The organism is Erysipelatoclostridium sp. DFI.2.3 (assembly GCF_019132535.1).
Lineage (GTDB): Bacteria > Bacillota_I > Bacilli_A > Erysipelotrichales > Erysipelotrichaceae > Clostridium_AQ > Clostridium_AQ innocuum.
On record NZ_JAHOOJ010000008.1, the window covers coordinates 96,766 to 114,189 of the forward strand.

Annotated in this window: 15 protein-coding genes and 1 other annotated feature; of the genes, 8 read left to right on the forward strand and 7 right to left on the reverse strand. The window is 46.3% G+C overall.

The genetic code is table 11. The annotated features are described in order from the left end of the window. The first annotated feature begins 1 nt into the window (after position 1). The 5 genes from gltA to KSZ58_RS09860 all read left to right on the forward strand — a co-directional run bounded on the left by gltA (position 2) and on the right by KSZ58_RS09860 (position 7,264). A complete protein-coding gene (gene gltA / locus KSZ58_RS09840) occupies positions 2–1,387 on the forward strand; it encodes an NADPH-dependent glutamate synthase (protein WP_009269142.1) in 1,386 nt (461 codons plus the stop codon). Positions 1,388–1,741: 354 nt separating this feature from the next. Continuing rightward, positions 1,742–1,984 (forward strand): hypothetical protein, encoded by a 243-nt coding sequence (locus KSZ58_RS09845; RefSeq protein ID WP_217752692.1) that lies wholly within the window; start codon positions 1,742–1,744, stop codon positions 1,982–1,984. Between the two features lie 55 nt (positions 1,985–2,039). Next, positions 2,040–2,238: a binding site (T-box leader), on the forward strand. A 43-nt stretch (positions 2,239–2,281) separates the two neighbouring features. Beyond that, complete coding sequence (gene leuS / locus KSZ58_RS09850; protein WP_008817262.1) at positions 2,282–4,681, forward strand: leucine--tRNA ligase; 2,400 nt, start codon at positions 2,282–2,284, stop codon at positions 4,679–4,681. 321 nt (positions 4,682–5,002) lie between these two features. Then, complete coding sequence (locus tag KSZ58_RS09855; RefSeq protein WP_008817261.1) at positions 5,003–5,869, forward strand: YitT family protein; 867 nt, start codon at positions 5,003–5,005, stop codon at positions 5,867–5,869. Positions 5,870–6,022: 153 nt separating this feature from the next. Next, positions 6,023–7,264 carry an acyltransferase gene (locus tag KSZ58_RS09860; RefSeq protein WP_008817260.1) on the forward strand — a complete coding sequence of 414 codons (1,242 nt, stop codon included), beginning with the start codon at positions 6,023–6,025 and terminating at the stop codon, positions 7,262–7,264. On the opposite strand, the gene KSZ58_RS09865 is transcribed toward KSZ58_RS09860, so the two are convergent. Further along, on the reverse strand, positions 7,243–7,419 hold the full coding sequence (locus KSZ58_RS09865) for a hypothetical protein (protein ID WP_021420793.1): 177 nt from the start codon (positions 7,417–7,419) through the stop codon (positions 7,243–7,245). The two genes, KSZ58_RS09860 and KSZ58_RS09865, sit on opposite strands and share 22 nt — an antisense overlap. Positions 7,420–7,470: 51 nt before the next feature. On the opposite strand from KSZ58_RS09865, the gene KSZ58_RS09870 reads away from it, so the two are divergent. The 3 genes from KSZ58_RS09870 (at position 7,471) to aspS (ending at position 11,658) form a co-directional block, all read left to right on the forward strand. Beyond that, positions 7,471–8,208, forward strand: a complete 738-nt coding sequence (locus KSZ58_RS09870; protein ID WP_008817259.1) for a YebC/PmpR family DNA-binding transcriptional regulator — start codon at positions 7,471–7,473, stop codon at positions 8,206–8,208. Between the two features lie 354 nt (positions 8,209–8,562). Beyond that, the gene (gene hisS, locus KSZ58_RS09875) at positions 8,563–9,900 is read left to right on the forward strand and encodes a histidine--tRNA ligase (RefSeq protein WP_008817258.1); all 1,338 of its coding nucleotides are present in this window, start codon (positions 8,563–8,565) and stop codon (positions 9,898–9,900) included. A gap of 12 nt (positions 9,901–9,912) precedes the next feature. Then, positions 9,913–11,658, forward strand: coding sequence for an aspartate--tRNA ligase (gene aspS, locus KSZ58_RS09880; protein ID WP_008817257.1), 1,746 nt, complete (start codon positions 9,913–9,915; stop codon positions 11,656–11,658). Positions 11,659–12,061: 403 nt separating this feature from the next. Here the strand turns inward: aspS and KSZ58_RS09885 are convergent, their stop codons facing one another. The 6 genes from KSZ58_RS09885 to KSZ58_RS09910 form a co-directional block, all read right to left on the reverse strand. Beyond that, a complete protein-coding gene (locus tag KSZ58_RS09885) occupies positions 12,062–12,490 on the reverse strand; it encodes a DUF3021 family protein (protein WP_008817256.1) in 429 nt (142 codons plus the stop codon). Between the two features lie 11 nt (positions 12,491–12,501). Then, entirely contained in the window at positions 12,502–12,942 is a 441-nt protein-coding gene (locus KSZ58_RS09890) for a LytTR family DNA-binding domain-containing protein (protein WP_008817255.1), read from the reverse strand. An 11-nt stretch (positions 12,943–12,953) separates the two neighbouring features. Beyond that, on the reverse strand, positions 12,954–13,856 hold the full coding sequence (locus KSZ58_RS09895) for an ABC transporter permease (RefSeq protein ID WP_008817254.1): 903 nt from the start codon (positions 13,854–13,856) through the stop codon (positions 12,954–12,956). Next, a complete protein-coding gene (locus tag KSZ58_RS09900; protein WP_008817253.1) occupies positions 13,853–14,776 on the reverse strand; it encodes an ABC transporter ATP-binding protein in 924 nt (307 codons plus the stop codon). Before KSZ58_RS09900 ends, KSZ58_RS09895 begins: the two co-directional genes overlap by 4 nt. A 319-nt stretch (positions 14,777–15,095) precedes the next feature. Beyond that, positions 15,096–16,028, reverse strand: a complete 933-nt coding sequence (locus tag KSZ58_RS09905; protein WP_008817252.1) for an RNA ligase family protein — start codon at positions 16,026–16,028, stop codon at positions 15,096–15,098. After that, entirely contained in the window at positions 16,028–16,822 is a 795-nt protein-coding gene (locus KSZ58_RS09910; RefSeq protein WP_008817251.1) for a Ku protein, read from the reverse strand. The genes KSZ58_RS09905 and KSZ58_RS09910 overlap by 1 nt, the downstream gene beginning before the upstream one ends. Between the last annotated feature and the right edge of the window lie 602 nt (positions 16,823–17,424).

Consider the following 17,424-nt stretch of genomic DNA (forward strand, 5'->3'; position numbering starts at 1 on the left):
TATGCCGAATATGTCATTGAAGAAAGTGGAAATGCCTGTCCAGGACGGAGAGGTCAGAAGAAATAATTTTGAAGAGGTGGCTCTGGGCTATACAAAGGAAATGGCAATGGAGGAGGCGCAGCGCTGTCTGCACTGTCCGACAAAGCCATGTATCAACGGCTGTCCGGTTGCTGTTAATATTCCGGATTTTATCGAACAGGTAAAGGAAGGGAATTTTGAGGAAGCTTATCAGATCATTCACGAAACAAGCTCTTTGCCTGCTGTTTGCGGGCGTGTGTGTCCACAGGAGAAGCAGTGTGAGGCAAAATGCGTACGCGGTGTAAAAGGGGAAGCCGTGGCAATCGGACGTCTGGAGCGCTTTGTGGCTGACTGGCACAGAGAAAACGTGAAGGATGAGCTGAAAAAGCCGGAAAGCAACGGTCATAAGGTTGCTGTGGTAGGGGCAGGACCTGCGGGACTGACCTGTGCCGGAGATTTGGCAAAAAAGGGATATCAGGTATCCGTGTTTGAGGCACTGCATGTCGCCGGCGGTGTGCTGATGTACGGTATTCCGGAATTCCGTTTGCCAAAGGCTGTCGTGCAGACGGAAATCGAAGGACTGAAGCAGATGGGCGTCGATATTCAGACCAATATGGTCATCGGACGCAGTGAATCTGTCGATGATCTGTTTGATGCCGGATATGAATCTGTCTTTATCGGAAGCGGTGCGGGGCTGCCAAGCTTTATGAATATGCCGGGAGAAAACCTGAAGGGTGTGTATTCCGCAAATGAATTCTTAACACGCTGCAATCTGATGAAGGCATATAAGGATGGTGTGGATACACCGATTCAGCATCCAAAACGCGCCGTGATCGTCGGTGGCGGTAATGTGGCGATGGATGCGGCACGCTGTGCAAAGCGTCTGGGTGTTGAGGAAGTAACCATCGTATACCGCAGAAGCATGGATGAGCTGCCTGCCCGTAAGGAAGAGGTGGAGCACGCCATGGAAGAAGGCATTGTCTTCAAGCTGCTGACCAATCCGGTCCGTGTGCTGGGAAATGAAGACGGCTGGGTATGCGGTATGGAATGTGTGTCCATGGAGCTGGGAGAACCGGATGCCAGTGGAAGAAGACGTCCTGTGGAAATCAAGGACAGCAACTTCGTGCTGGATGTTGACTGTATGATTATGGCAATCGGAACATCGCCGAATCCGCTGATTCGCTCTACAACAGAGGGCCTGGAAACCAATCGCAAGGGCTGTCTGATTGCAGATGACAACGGTGCAACCACCAGAGAAGGTGTATTTGCCGGCGGTGATGCGGTAACCGGAGCTGCCACGGTCATTCTTGCGATGGGCGCCGGGAAAACAGCTGCTGCAGCAATCGATGATTATATTCAAAATAAATAGCGAAATCAGATAAACTCGGGAATTGTCTCTTCTTCCCGAGTTTTGTGGAAAGAGAAAGAAAAAACGTGGAAGGGTTTACAATCGGAGTAAAAAATGTTACTATATAGACAGGAAATAAGTACCTTATTTCTGTTATCATGATACTGGCTCTATTGTGATAACCTTGAAAGTTGTGTATTCTTTACATTCCTTCCTTTTATTGTAAACTACACGATTTCAATTACTTTTATTCATATCGATTTCCTTTCGATAACCTAATGAAAAGGGACGTGGTGATGCGCGTCCTTTTTCAGTTGCCTGCGATTGCGGTTGTTTTTCCTTCCAATTTCTGCTATTCTAGTTTCAGGTGATGCTATGAAATCCAAGAGGAATAAACTGATCATCGGCGGTGTGGCAGGTATCGTCGCCATGTTTCTGCTGTCGCTTTTTCTACCTGCTTTCCAGCCGTTTGCCAAGGCAGGGGCACTGGTGAATTATGCACTGGTAAATTATGTGCAGATCAAAGAGATGAAGCGTAACGGTCAGGATATTGAAAAACCGGCGCTTTTTACGGCAGCTGTACTGATCATTGTCGGCTATCTGCTGTTTTTTACATAGAAAATGGCAGTGAACGATTGACAAAGGATACCCAAATTGGATATACTATTGAAGTATAAAGGCTGAGAATTAAAGTAGTACCTTGCGGAAGTGTCACAGAGAGTCGGTGTTGCTGAGAACCGATACATGAAAGCTTGCGGAACTTGTTAAGGAGCTGATAGCTTGCTATCCGTTTGACTTCGCGTTAAGAAGAAATGAAGGGCACTTGTACAAGTGAACTAAGGTGGTACCGCGTTAATTATGACGTCCTTAGAGATAAGGGCGTTTTTTATTTGATATGTAAAGGAGAATGCAGTTATGAATTACAACCATCAGGAAGTAGAAAAAAAGTGGCAGAGCTACTGGCTGAACAACAAAACCTTTGCCTGCGATGCATGGGATTTTGATAAGCCGAAGTGCTATGTTCTGGATATGTTCCCATATCCGAGCGGAAACGGACTTCATGTCGGACATCCGGAGGGCTATACCGCAACGGATATCGTATGCCGTATGAAGCGTATGCAGGGGCACAATGTCCTGCATCCAATGGGCTGGGATGCCTTTGGATTACCGGCAGAGCAGTTTGCCATCACAACAGGAAATCATCCTGCAGAGTTCACAAAGATGAATATCGATCATTTCCGTGAACAGATTCGTGCGCTGGGCTTTTCCTATGACTGGGATCGTGAAATTTCCACGACGGATCCAAGCTACTACAAGTGGACACAGTGGATTTTTCTGAAGCTGTATGACAAGGGACTTGCCTATGTGGATGAAATTCCTGTCAACTGGTGTCCGGAGCTGGGAACCGTGCTTGCCAATGAAGAGGTCATCGACGGCAAGAGTGAGCGTGGAGGCTTCCCGGTTATCCGCAAGCCGATGCGCCAGTGGGTATTGAAAATCACAGAATATGCAGAACGTCTGCTGGAGGATCTTGAGCTGTGCGACTGGCCGACCTCCACCAAGGAAATGCAGATCAACTGGATTGGAAAATCCAAGGGTGCCAATGTCGTGTTCAAAATCAAGGATACAAAGAAGGAATTCACCGTGTTTACAACACGCTGCGATACCCTGTTTGGGGCAACGTACTGCGTTATGGCACCGGAGCATCCGTATGTGGATGAAATTACGACGAAGGAACAAAAGGAAGCAATTGATGCATATAAAACAGCATGTGCTACGAAATCCGACCTGGAGCGTACCGAACTGAACAAGGAAAAAACCGGTGTCTTCACCGGTGCCTATGCGATCAATCCGGTAAATGGAAAAGAAGTGCCAATCTGGATTTCCGATTATGTGCTGGCAAGCTATGGAACCGGAGCCATCATGGCGGTTCCTGCACATGATACGCGTGACTGGGAATTTGCCAAGAAGTTTGGCATTGATATCATTCCGGTTTTAGAGGGCGGCGATGTGACACAGGAGGCTTATACCGAAGATGGTGTGCATATCAATTCCGGATTCCTTGACGGTATGGGAAAACAGGAGGCAATTGATACGATGATTGCCTGGCTGGAAGAGCATGCATGCGGCTGTGCCAAGACGACCTATAAGCTGCGTGACTGGCTGTTCTCCAGACAGCGTTACTGGGGAGAGCCAATCCCGATCATACATATGGAGGATGGTACAACCCGTACGGTGGATATCGATGAACTGCCGCTGGAGCTGCCGGAAACAAAAAACTTTAAGCCGAGTGGTTCCGGAGAATCCCCGCTTGCACATTGTGAAGACTGGCTGAATGTGGAAATCGACGGAGTGAAGGGAAAGCGCGAAACGAATACGATGCCGCAGTGGGCTGGCTCCTGCTGGTATTATCTGCGCTACATCGATCCGAAAAACGATGATGCGATTGCGGCAGAGGAGCTGCTGAAGCACTGGCTGCCGGTTGATCTGTATGTCGGTGGTGCCGAGCATGCGGTTCTGCATCTGCTGTACGCACGCTTCTGGCACAAGGTGCTGTATGACTGTGGTGTGGTGCCGACAAAGGAACCGTTCCAGAGATTGTTCCATCAGGGAATGATTCTGGGAGAGAATAATGAAAAAATGTCAAAATCCAGAGGCAATGTTGTAAATCCGGACGATATCGTGGAAAGCCATGGTGCCGATGCACTGCGTGTCTATGAAATGTTCATGGGACCGCTGGAGGCAGCTCTGCCTTGGAGTACCACAGGTCTGGATGGGGCAAGAAGATGGCTGGATCGTGTTTGGAGATTGTACACGGACTATGATAAATTCACAGAAGCCAATGATGGAAAGCTGGATAAGGTATACCATGCGACCGTTAAGAAGGTAACCAATGATGTGGAGACTCTGAATCTGAACACCGCAATTTCACAGATGATGATTTTCATCAATGAATGCTATAAGGCAGAAAGCATTTATGTGGAATACGCAAAGGGCTTTGCCAAGATGTTCGCCTGCTTTGCACCGCATATGGGGGAGGAAATCTGGAGTACGGTGTTTGGCGGATGCGGAACGATTACCTATGAGCCATGGCCGACCTATGATGAAGCCAAGCTGGTTGAGGATGTCATTGAGGTCATCGTACAGGTAAACGGCAAGCTGCGTGGAAAATTCACGACGGAAGCCGGCAGTGATGAGGAAGCCATGAAGAAACAGGCATTGGAAATCAGCGCAGTTGCGGCACAGATTGAAGGAAAGACGATACGTAAAATCATTGTCGTCAAGGGCAAGGTTGTAAATATCGTTGCGAATTAAAAAAAGCAATACTGCTGTATTCATTGAATATAGAGCAGATATAAGCGGACTCCATAGAGGAACTCCGCTTTTTTGCGTTCCTTTTTGTTATCGGTTGGAGCAAGTCAATTGATATTTCAAAAATGAATACATGATACCGCATACTGCTTGTAAGGTTTGCAGTCGGTGTATGTACACGCAAGTATAAGCGGACAAGAAGCAGTATACAGCGGATGTGTATTCCTTTGGCTTCAAGAGCATTGAAAAAAACGTAAAGAAAGTAAATAGAAACACGTCATTCTGGAATACTAAGGAAGTATATGCAGAGAAGGAGGGAGTATGATGAGAATACAGAATAAAGAGCTGTCAGGAGCGATTGTTACGCTGGGATGTGTTCTTTTATCGGCACTGCTGCAGACCTATGTTATACAATCCATGATGCAGCCGATGGGGCTGTTGTCAGGAGGCTTTACGGGACTGGCAATTCTGCTGGATCGTATTGCCGGTGTCGCCGGCTTTCCATTTTCCGTTTCTGCAGGAATTCTCATGCTGAATATACCGCTGGCACTGCTTTGCTATCGGGGATTAAGTAAACGCTTTACCCTCTATTCCAGTATCCAGTTTGTCTCCTCCAGTATCTTCCTGCAGCTGTTTCATTTTCAACCGATCTTTCATGATCTTTTGCTGCAGGTGCTGTTCGGTGGCTTTTTGTACGGCTTCAGCGCTGTCATCGCACTGCGGGGGAATGCATCAACCGGTGGTACGGATTTTATTGCATTGTATGTTTCCAACCGTCTGGGGAAATCCATATGGAGCTATGTGTTTATTGGAAATACAATCCTGCTTTGTATATCCGGTCTTCTGTTTGGCTGGCTGTATGCAGGCTACTCCATCATTTTTCAATATATCACAACCAGAACGATTGAAATGTTCTATCACCGTTATGAACGTGTGACCCTTGAAATCATGACCAGAAACAAAGACGAAGTACGGGATGCCTATATCCGCAGGTATGAGCACGGCATGACCATCATACCGGCTTATGGCGGCTACAGTCATAATCGAATCTATCTGCTGCGAACAGTCGTATCCGCTTATGAGGTGTATGACATCATACAGCTCGTCAGAAAAACAGACCCGGATGTTCTGGTCAATGTGATAAAAACAGAACAGTTCTATGGCTCATTTTACCAGCAACCGCTGGAGTAACCATTTGCAGGAGGTTGGAAAAATGATTGCCTTGGACAATAAAAAATTACAGAGCCTGCTATTGACATGCTTATCATTCTTGTGTATTATTGTATTAGATACTTAATACAATAAGCAGATATATTTGATGAAGGAACGTGTGGAGGGCAGTATATGACCTGGAAGAAAAGAAATATCATTATCATAACCATGAATTTTCTTGCTCTGCTGCTGTATATGACAACGATGCTGCAAAGGGAAAATCCGTTTGGACATACACTGACGGTAATCCTGCTTGCCGCTTCCGGCTCCTTACTTGTGATCCGTATGGAAACACACATGGCGTTTCATGCACAAACAAAACAGCTGCAATACCAAAATCTTGATTTGTTTCGTTTTCTTTCCTCAATCATCATCATTGTGCTTCATGCACGTCCCTTCTTCACAGTATCCTATGAAATTGATATGGCAATCAATAATATCATCGGCAGAATCTGTGTGCCGTTCTTCTTTTTCATCAGTGGTTATTTCGCCGCAAAGCAGGAACAGAAAAAGCCGGATTACATCCGTTCCTATATCCGTTCCATGATTCCGGTATATCTGCTGTGGAGTGCAGTGTATCTGCCATGGTCACTATCCCTGGCTGCTCCTTATATCCAGCAGGTATCGGGCCTGCTTTGTACAATTGGGTTACCTACTGCCATACAGAATCTGCTTCTGCTTTTATTGGTTCCTCTGGCAGTGATCGTCGCCCTGTTGTATTCCGGGGTGTATTATCATCTCTGGTATTTCCCGGCACTTCTGCTTTCCATGCTTGTTCTGCGCTGGTGGAAGAGGAAGTATTCCCTAAGGGGACTGCTTACGGTTTCCTTTGTTCTTCTGCTGTTTGGCGCCACAGAGACCTATTACGGCTTTTGCGGTCAGTTTTTCCAATCCCTGCTTCACTATTATTATGCGGTTTTTTTCACAACCCGTAATTTCTTGTTCTTCGCCTTGTTTTATGTCACCTTGGGCTATTGGATGGGAAAGCAGGAGCAGCCCGCTTCTTCTCTGTGCTTTTTAAAGCTGCTTCTCAGTATTGCCGCCTTAGTCGGGGAAGGCATGCTTCTGCAGACAACACAGCGTCTGGACAGCAATATTCTGCTTGCCTGTGTGCCGCTGGTTTATTATTTGTTCTCCTGTCTGCTGTATACGAATATCCATGTGCCTCAGCTTTCAGAAATTCCGTTTCGAGCGATATCCAAATACTATTATCTCGTTCATCCTCTGATGATACTGTTTGTCCATGCATGGTTTCCACAGGTGGATTCCTTCTGGATGGCTGTCGCAAAGGTAGTGTGTGTCCTGTGCTGTACGCATATCTGTACGCTTTTGCTTATACATATGAAAAAGCGCTATCCCGCAGTTCCATTGTGATAGTCAGCGGATACCGTAAGCAGGCAGGCAGCAGTACCCGTGCAGTTATGTCTTCCGGCTTTGAGGAACACGTTGCTGTTATAACCAGTATCCATGGTGTTTTCTCTTGGATACAGCACCAGGGAAATTGCATCTTTTTGATATTTTATTGTCACAATATATAAATTCTGCTATAATGGTAAAGGAAATTTGGAAGGTGATTAAAAATGGGTAGACATTTTGAAGTGCGTGCCGCTTCTATGGCAAAAACCGCTGCGGTAAAAGCAAAACTATATTCCCGTTATGGAAAAGAAATACTGATGGCTGCGAAGTCCGGTGTACCTGATCCTGACATGAATGCTTCTTTGAAGAAAGTAATCGAGCGTGCCAAGGCGAATCAGGTTCCTGCGGATGTTATCAAGCGTGCGATTGAAAAAGCCAAGGGTGGAACGAATGAAAACTATTCTGCGGCTACATATGAAGGCTTTGGTGCCGGTGGTCAGGCTACGATCATCATTGACTGTCTGACGGATAATGCGAACCGTACCATTGCAGATCTGCGTGGATGCTTTAATAAGTCACATGCGAAAATCGGTGTCAGCGGCTGTGTTTCCTTTAATTATGAACATGTTGGACTGATTTCCATTAAGTATGATGATGAAGAGGCGATGATGGACGCGCTGATCATGGCTGAGGTTGATCTGAAGGATATCGAAGTCGAGGAAGGTCAGATGACCATTACCGTAGAGCCGACAGAGCTGAACAAGGCAAAGGATGCCATTGAGGAGCTGATTCCTGAAGTTTCCTTTGATATTCTGGAAGACACCATGCTTCCTAACGAATATGTGGAGCTTGAGGGTGAGGATCTGATGCTGTTCCAGCGTTTGGTAACTCTGTTGAATGAGGTGGATGATGTTCAGCAGGTATATCATAATGTACGCAATCTTAACGATTCAGTAGAATAAGAGAAAAGGACGGTGCATGGCATTGTCCTTTTTAAAATAAAGGATTGACAAAAAAAGAGGAAATGAGTACACTATAAGTACATCCGATGAAAAAGAGAGGCTTTGTGAAATGTAGTGCAGAGAGAGGAACAGCTGGTGAGAGTTCCTTCTATAAGTAGCACAGCCGGACACTTTGGAGGAATTATCAGGAAATGGATAATCGTAAACAGCCTGCGTTAAAGGTAAAGCTGCACTCCGTGTGAGTGAAATAAGGTGGTACCGCGTTCCCGACGTCCTTTGTTGGTGGCGCGTTTTTATTTTAAGCTGTCTGTTTTCGGGCAGAATGATAAGGTAATGTATAGAGGAGGTAATGAAATGAGCTATCAGGTACCAAGAGGAACACAGGATATTTTGCCAAATGAAATAAGTAAATGGCACCGTTTGGAAGAGCTGATTCGTCAGTTTACATATGTTTACAACTATCAGGAAATCCGGACACCGATTTTTGAACATACCAATGTCTTTAAAAGAGGAAATGATTCCAGTGATATGGTCAATAAGGAAATGTATACCTTCCAGCTGGAAAACAGCTCCACTTCACTGACGCTGCGTCCGGAGGGGACGGCAGGTGTTGCCAGAGCATTTGTTGAACATAAAATGTATGGATATGCCGATCTGCCGATGAAGATGTACTATGTGGGACCGCAATGTCGCCATGAACGCCCGCAAAAGGGCAGAATGCGTATCTTCAATCAGTTTGGTGTTGAGGTCATCGGTGCCAAAAGTCCGTTGCTGGATGTGGAAACGATTGCACTTGGATGGTCGTTTATCTCGGCGCTTGGCTTGAAGGATATGAAGGTGCTGATCAATACGCTTGGGGATGATGCATCCCGTGCCGCCTACCGTGAGGCTTTGAAGGAGCATTTTAAAAACGATATTGACCATATGTGTACAGACTGCAAGCGTCGCTATGAGCAGAATCCGCTGCGTATTCTGGATTGTAAGATTGATCATGATCTGGATATCATGAAGCAGGTTCCCAAGATGGCGGATTATCTGAATGAGGAAAGCAAGGCATATTTTGAACAGGTTCTGGAAGGGCTGGATGCTTTGGGTATTCCTTATGAGGTGGATGATAAGCTGGTGCGTGGTCTGGATTACTATACGCATACCGTATTTGAAGTCGTTTCTGTAAATAAGGAAATGGGGGCACAGTCAACGGTATTTGCCGGTGGACGCTATGACGGACTTGTTGAATATTTCGGCGGACCTGAAGGAATGAGCGGAATCGGCTGGGCAATGGGTCTGGAGCGTCTGTTGATTGCTTTAGAGGCGGAAGGAATTTCCCTGGTGGATGAGGACAGTCTGGATGTGTATGTATTGTGTCTGTCACCGAAGGCATCCACGACCGTTTTACAGGTTGTGACACAGCTTCGTGCCGCAGGATACCGCACGGATACGGATTATCTGAATCGATCCATGAAGGCACAGTTTAAGACAGTCGACCGCATGCATGCCAAGGTTGCCATTATGATCGGAGAGCAGGATCTGGAAAGCGGCAGCGCTGCTGTAAAGAATATTGAAACAAAGGAAAAGACGGAGGTGGCATTTGATTCCATCGTTGAGGCAATCGACGCCATGTTCGGTGAAGCAGAGGAAGAACATACCTGTACGTGCGGGGAGGAACACTGTACCTGCCAAAAGGAACAATAGGGAGGCAAGCATATGAATAGAACACATACGAATGGAGAATTGCGCTTGTGTGATGCAGGGAAAGAGGTTACCCTGATCGGATGGGTCGCAAAGAGAAGAAATTTCGGTTCTCTGGTATTTATCGATTTACGCGATCGTACCGGAATTACACAGCTGGTGTTTGATGAACAGCTGTCGGAACAAATCCGTGATGTGCGTAATGAATACATTCTGGAAGCAACCGGCTGTGTCATGGAGCGTAAGGATAAGAACCCAAAGCTGCCGACCGGTGAGATTGAAATTCAGGTTCGTGCCGTTACGATTATCAACCGTGCGGAAACCACCCCAATCATTGTTGCGGATGAAACTGATGCCCTGGAGGATACCCGTCTGAAGTATCGGTATCTGGATTTAAGAAGACCTGTGATGCAGCAGAAGCTGATGCTGCGCCATCGCATCACACACAGCATGCGGGAATATCTGGACAGCAAGGAATTTATCGAAATCGAAACACCGATGCTGGGAAGAAGTACACCGGAGGGTGCGCGCGATTATCTGGTGCCAAGTCGTGTACATCCGGGAAGCTTCTATGCCCTGCCGCAGTCACCGCAGCTTTATAAGCAGCTATTGATGGTATCCGGCTTTGAACGCTATTACCAGTTTGCCCGCTGCTTCCGTGACGAGGATCTGCGAGCGGATCGTCAGACGGATTTTACACAGGTCGATCTGGAAACCAGCTTTTTAAGTGATGTGGAAATTCAGACAATGATGGAGGAGATGCTGCAAAAGCTGATGAAGGATGTCAAGGGAATGGACATCAGCATACCATTTCCACGCCTGACCTGGACGGAAGCCATGAATCGTTATGGAAGTGACAAGCCGGATAACCGCTTTGGCATGGAGCTGCAGGAAATAACAGAGCTTTTTGAGAACTGCGGATTCAAGGTGTTTGCAGATTGCATTGCAGACAAGGGCAGCATCAAGGCTGTTGTCGTTCCTGGAAAAGCCGGCATGACCAGAAAAGAAATCGATAAGATTACCGAGCTGGCGAAGAAAAACGGAGCCAAGGGTCTGGTAACGCTGAAATACAAGGATGAAGAATTGAGCGGACCAATTGTGAAGTTCTTAGCAGAGGAAGAAATACAGGCGCTCGTTATGCGTTTAAGCCTGAAGAATGAAGACCTTGTTCTGATTGTTTCCGACGCATGGAGAACGACCTGCGAGGTGCTGGGGGTATTGCGTAATCATTTCGGTGCAGAGCTTGGCTTAAAGAAATCGGATGAATTTTCATATTTGTGGGTAACGGACTTCCCGATGTTTGAGTACAGTGAGGAAGACGGTCGCTGGTATGCAATGCACCATCCGTTCACACGCCCAAGAGATGAGGATATGCAGTATATCGACAGTGATCCGGGCAAGGTGCATGCCATTGCGTATGATGTTGTTTTAAACGGATATGAGCTTGGCGGCGGCTCCCTGCGTATTTACGACGGTGCCATGCAGGACAAGATGTTTGAGGTACTGGGCTTTACCGAGGAGAAAATACAGGAAAACTTCGGCTGGTTTGTGGATGCCTTGAAATACGGAACACCGCCGCATGGAGGTCTTGCGTTTGGACTGGATCGCATTGCCATGATCCTTTCCGAGAGTGAATCCATCCGTGATGTCATCGCTTTCCCGAAAAATGCGAATGCGAAATGTCCGATGAGTGATGCGCCGACACCGGTGGATGCGGCTCAGCTGGAGGAACTGCATATCGCGCTTACAGAAGAAGAATAGATGAAACATTGATCGATTGCGAAAAACAGTCACACAGCAAATGATGCTTTGTTATGCGGATGAAGACAGTACATCATCGTATGCACATCGATGTATGTGGAACGTAGTGCAGGACCATAGAAAACGAAAGAAAGAGATTTCATGTTATTGTTTGAAGGATACAATAGCATACGAAATCTCTTTTTCCTTTCATATATTCCTTACAAGCCTGTAGGCGAAAGCGATATGAACGTGATATACGGTTGGAACGATACAAAGGTGTATCACGATGGCAAAATAGGGGAAGTAAAGTAAATGCCTTTTTACATACGTAGCAAAGAAAGAGCAGCCATGTCAGAAAAAAGCGGCACAAAGAAGCGCAATCCTCTCAAATTACGGGATTCCTTTCCTTTTGCCGCTTTTGCTATGAGGTTCTCTTTTTATAATACTTCTGCAGGCGTTCATTCATAAGCGTCGTATCCCGTTTGGATCGAAGCTGCAGTGTCGTGTATACAATCAGAAAGATACAGGCAATCATTAGCAGCATGCTGAGAACCATCTGTATACTGTCAAGGTGGAACCATCCAAAATACAGTCCGCTCAATAGCACAACGGCATCGATATACAGATAATGCAGGAAAACGATGCCATAGTACAGCCGCCTGCTTTTGCATTCTTTGCGAAACAGCAGATTGCCCAATGTGCATAGCAGGCTGCAGATGATAATCTGCCACAGGATGGCACTGCTCAGCTCGGAGTTCTTCCAGAAGATACTGATAAAAACGGCGGCACCGATAACGGTACACGTAGTAATCGCAGAAAATGTAAACATCAGTTCTTTTAAAATACGCATAAGCTACCTCCCTATATGTTCAGCAGCACTTTCAGTGCGGCTACATATTGTCTTGATATCATGATGTTCTCATCGTTGAGCAGGGTTGCCTCCAGCCGGCTGCCAAGTACTGGGGAAAGAAAGCGGATTTTGCTCAGATTTACAATAATCGATTTTGAGCAGCGGAAGAAATCAAGTCCGGCATAGCTGTCTTCGATTTCATACAGCTTCTGCCGTATTTCATACACCTCTTTTTCCGTATAGAGAAAGGTCTTGTTATCAACGGATTCAAAATAGTAAACATCATCCGGACGGATTCTGGCAATGGTTCCGTTTTGTGTACAGGTGATCAGCTCATCACCGGCTTTCAGCTGCTGAAGGAGCTTCAGGATGGATTCGTTCAAAGAAGCACAGCGGACGATAATGGTGTCTTCATCCTCTCTGGATGCTTTTTCTTCGATGATGATTTTCAAGCGGTGACCTCCTATCTGTTGAATGCCGTATGTCTGTTCATTACATATACGGTTATACCTAAGGCTATTATACCACAAAGCAGCAGAGCGAAAATCTGAATGTGGATGGAAAGTGTCTGATTGTTAAGGGAGATGGTGATTCCCATTGCTTCCCGATAGGTATCTGAAAGGGAAGCAGGCAGTGTATGAAATAGATCCTGCAGGGCAGATGCTGTGAAAATATCACGCATCATTGCTGTTTCATGCAGAAAGGGAAGACTTTTCAAGATGCCCTGTACAGCGCCTGGCAGCATGCCGACGGGAAGATAGATGCCTCCCAGAAAACCAATGAGCGTACCTGCCAGCGTGGAAAAGGCACCCCAGGCATGGTCACTGTTTACCCATTGGGCAAGGAGTGCAACCAGAGCACTGGATACAAACGTGCATAGCAGCAGCAGACCGCAGGCCTGCAGGAACTGGGAAAGATTGAGAAAGTCATTGCCGGAAAAGCTCACATAACAAAAGGACAGCGCCATGAGCAGCATGCACATGAGAAAGCCCATGACCATGGCGGAGAGCAGATAGGACAGCATCAGAATCGAGCGGGGAACACAGGAGCAGTAAAAGCTTTCCATTTTTTTCTGTTCCTTATCCTGAATGAAGATGCCAATCATAGTGATAGGGACGGTAAAGGCATTGACAACAAGGATACCTGCTATCGTCCACATGGTAATCAGATGCATAGCATCCCCTTCCTGTATGCTGCCATGCGCTTGCTGAACCAGCTGCATGAGTTCATCTTTATTCATATCACCCAGAAATACAAGCATCAGCAGCAGGACAATCAAAACAGAAAGCATGGAAAAGAATACGGCGGAGCGATCACGGACATAGAGCAGGATGTGTCGCCTGGTTAGTGTAGATAAGGCTGTCATAGGGCTACCTCCTCTTCCGGTGTTTTACCGGTGATATGAAGGAACACATCATCCATCGTACCCTGCAGTACCTCAAACCCTTCGATATAGGGCTGTACCGCAGGCAGGATCTGCAATGCGTCCATCGTCGTGTTCAGCTCTATCTGATACCGCTGGTCATTCTGCTCATAGGAAACCTGCAGATGCTGCAGCAGCTTTGCCAGATGTTCCTGCTTTGCTGCGGTAAGGATGAGTTTGTCTTTTGCGTGGCGATCCTTTAATTCGTAGGGTGTTCCATACTCCAATAGCTCCCCATGATCGATCACGGCGATATGGGCTGCCTTTGCAGCCTCCTCCATATAATGCGTTGTGAGAAAAACAGTCATCTTGCGTTTTTTCTGTAGCTGTTCAATGCAATTCCATACTGACTGCCTCGTTGCCGGATCAAGTCCGGTTGTTGGTTCATCCAGAAATAAAATCCTGGGCTCATGCATCAGTGCTGCGGCAATCTCACAGCGCCGCTTCAGTCCTCCGGAAAGATGAGCGTAACGCTTTGCCGCAATTTCCTGTAGCCCCAGCAGCTCACACACCTCTTTTTCACGATGCTGCAAGGCGCTGCGGCTGTTTTCATATAAGGAACCGTGTATCAGCAAATTCTCCCGGACGCTCAGCTTATCATCCAGACGATTCTGCTGCGGTACGACACCAATACACTTGCGGATTTCCTGATTGTCCTTGCCAAGTCGATGATTGCATATCTGTACGGTACCGTCATTGGGTGGAAACAGGGTGGTCAGCATGTGAATCGTAGTCGATTTTCCGGCGCCGTTGATTCCCAGAAAGCCAAACAATTCACCCTCCCTTACGTGAAAGCTGATATCCTTCACTGCAGTAAAATTCCCGTATTTTTTATTCAAATGGGATACTTCGATCATGTTCATAACCATACCTCCTCGCAGTACCACCTTACAATGAAACCGTTATGACATGCAATACGGATAACGGTAAGTGGCACAGCGGCATGGGTAAGTGGGAAAAATACGGGGATGAGATACAGAAGTGAAGCTGTGGAATAAAATAAATCCTAGTGTACAGGATACATGAACAGCCTTACCTTCGAATAACGGTGACAGCGAATCTTTGTGCATGAATGTTCGCGAATCAACGAAAAGCATAAAGCAAAAAGACAATCTATAGGGATGAAGAAACATCCGTATATCGATTGCCTTTTTCAATTTGAAAGACATCATCTGTATGCAGCTACTGCTTACTTCGACAGTCCGTAATCGCTTTATCTTCACGAAAGCCCTTGAATACCGGCTGCCGCAAGCCGCCCTGTTCTGTATACTGCATGAATTTTACCGTTCCTACCAGTGGCGGATCAATCCATACGGCATCTTCATTTCCCTCAGGGATCGTTGTCAGAAAGCTGGTGTCGGTTTTCTCACTGTGCTCCATCAGATAGGGAAGAGATGCCCCCATGGTCACATGTCCTTTGTATACCACCTGATGGTGCTGGTCATACTGTGCCAGAATAAGAGATACAATGCCTTTCTCCTTGACAATATAGCCACAGACGATAAAATCATCATCCATAAGATTCTTGCATTTGATCCAGTCCTTCGTGCGCTTTCCACACACATAGCGGCTGTCTTTGCGTTTGGCGACGATTCCCTCAAGACCCCGCTGCTTTGTCAGCTCAAACAGCGCAATACCGTTGGTTTCGATATAGCGGGAGATTGAAAGCCGATCATTTTCCCGAACTGTCTTTTCCAGCAGCTGTTTGCGTTTCATGAGCGGCTGATCAATGACGAATGCATCCTTATGATAGAGGATGTCAAAGGCAGTGAAGCTGGCAGGGAACTGGCGGGAATGCAAACGGATTTTAAAGGGGTCCGAGGTTAAAGTCCGCTTCTGTACCTGAAAGAAATCGGGCTCTCCATCATGAAAAATATACAGCTCACCATCCAGTATGCAGCGTGTTTTTACCTGCTTATGCAGCTGTGTCAGCTCAGGAAACTTTGCATTCAGCTTCAGATTGCGTTTGTTTCTCAACTCGGTGTTGTCTTTGTCAAGATACAATAGACAGCGTACACCGTCCAGCTTCCATTCATAGATGTAATCCTCATCATCGAAGGCCGGCTGCTCCAGCCCGATGAGCATCGGGGAAGCATCTCTGGCAGCAAAGTCCATCAGTGCTTCACGCTCCTGCGTCTTCCCTTGGGCTTCATTTCAGAAAGGGATTGCTGCAGGGCCTCCATCAAATCGACTGGAGTTGCAGTGTCCTGCTTGCGGTCACTGGCATGCACGATATGCTGACCACTGATTTTCTCTTCAATTGCCGAGCGCAGTCGTTCCTGAAACTCATCATGGTAATCACTGGGATCAAAGGGCTTGGTCATCGACTGAATCAGCTGCTTTGCCATATCACTTTCCGCTTTCACCAGCTTGGGATGTGCGAAAGCCTTTGGATTTTCGGCAATCTCTTCCTCATAAAACAGCGTTTTCACTAAAATGCCGACCTCACCGGGACACAGTGCCAGCAGTGTTTCCTTTGTGCCAATGACCGTTTTTGCTATCGCGACCACAGACAGCTTCGCCATGGCATCACGCAACAGCTCATATGCTTTTTCCGCATGCTTTTCCGGTACGGCATAGTAATTTTTCTCATAATAGATATCATCGATTTCCGCAAGCTTTGTGAACTGAAGAATCGTAATTGTGCGATCCTTTTCCGCCTTTAAGGCGTCAATCTCCTCATTGTCCATAATAACATACTTATCCTTTTCATACTGATAGCCCTTAACGATATCGGCTGCCTTCAGCTCCTTATCGCAATGTCCGCAATATTTTTTATAATGCACCCGCTCATGTGTTTTCTTACAAAGCTGGTTGAAGGAAATATCCACATCTCTGGTTGTACGATACATCTGTATGGGGATATGTACCAGGCCGAAGGAAATGGCTCCCTTATGTGCAACTGCCATTGTTATCACCTCATCATTAGGTTGTGAAATTTCAATTAAATCTATACAAGAAATGCAGGAAGCCAAATATTTGCATTATGTATGCAATTCTGGTAGAATAGCTGATTGAAAATCTTAAGATACCGCAGGACACGGGGGATAAAAGTGGAACAACAAAAAAAATAAAGTCAAGAGTATTATTTTCATTGATCCATGATATACTATAGATGTCCAGGAGGTACAAATTTTTCCTACACTTAGAGATAAGGGACTCCGGATGTTGTATTTTGGTGTGAATACCTGCACATCCTAGGTAAGACTGTAGGGATCCTAAAAAATTACACAGGGGACCCACCTGTATTTACAGGGAAAGATCTCTCCTCCTGGGCACTGAAAAGCAGATGATGAAAATCGTCTGTTTTTTTGTTTTTGCTATAAACATCAGAATGCTCGTTTTAGCGCAGGGTATCTATGATGTTTGCATGCTATGCGATTCTGGAAATTGGTTTCTTACTCCCGCATACCTCGCACTGCTGTACGATCATACATGCTTCTGTAACCTGCGCATGTTTTTACAGTCTCCATGTGAAAGTCCGTGCTATATGAAACCTGCAAGGGCAGTC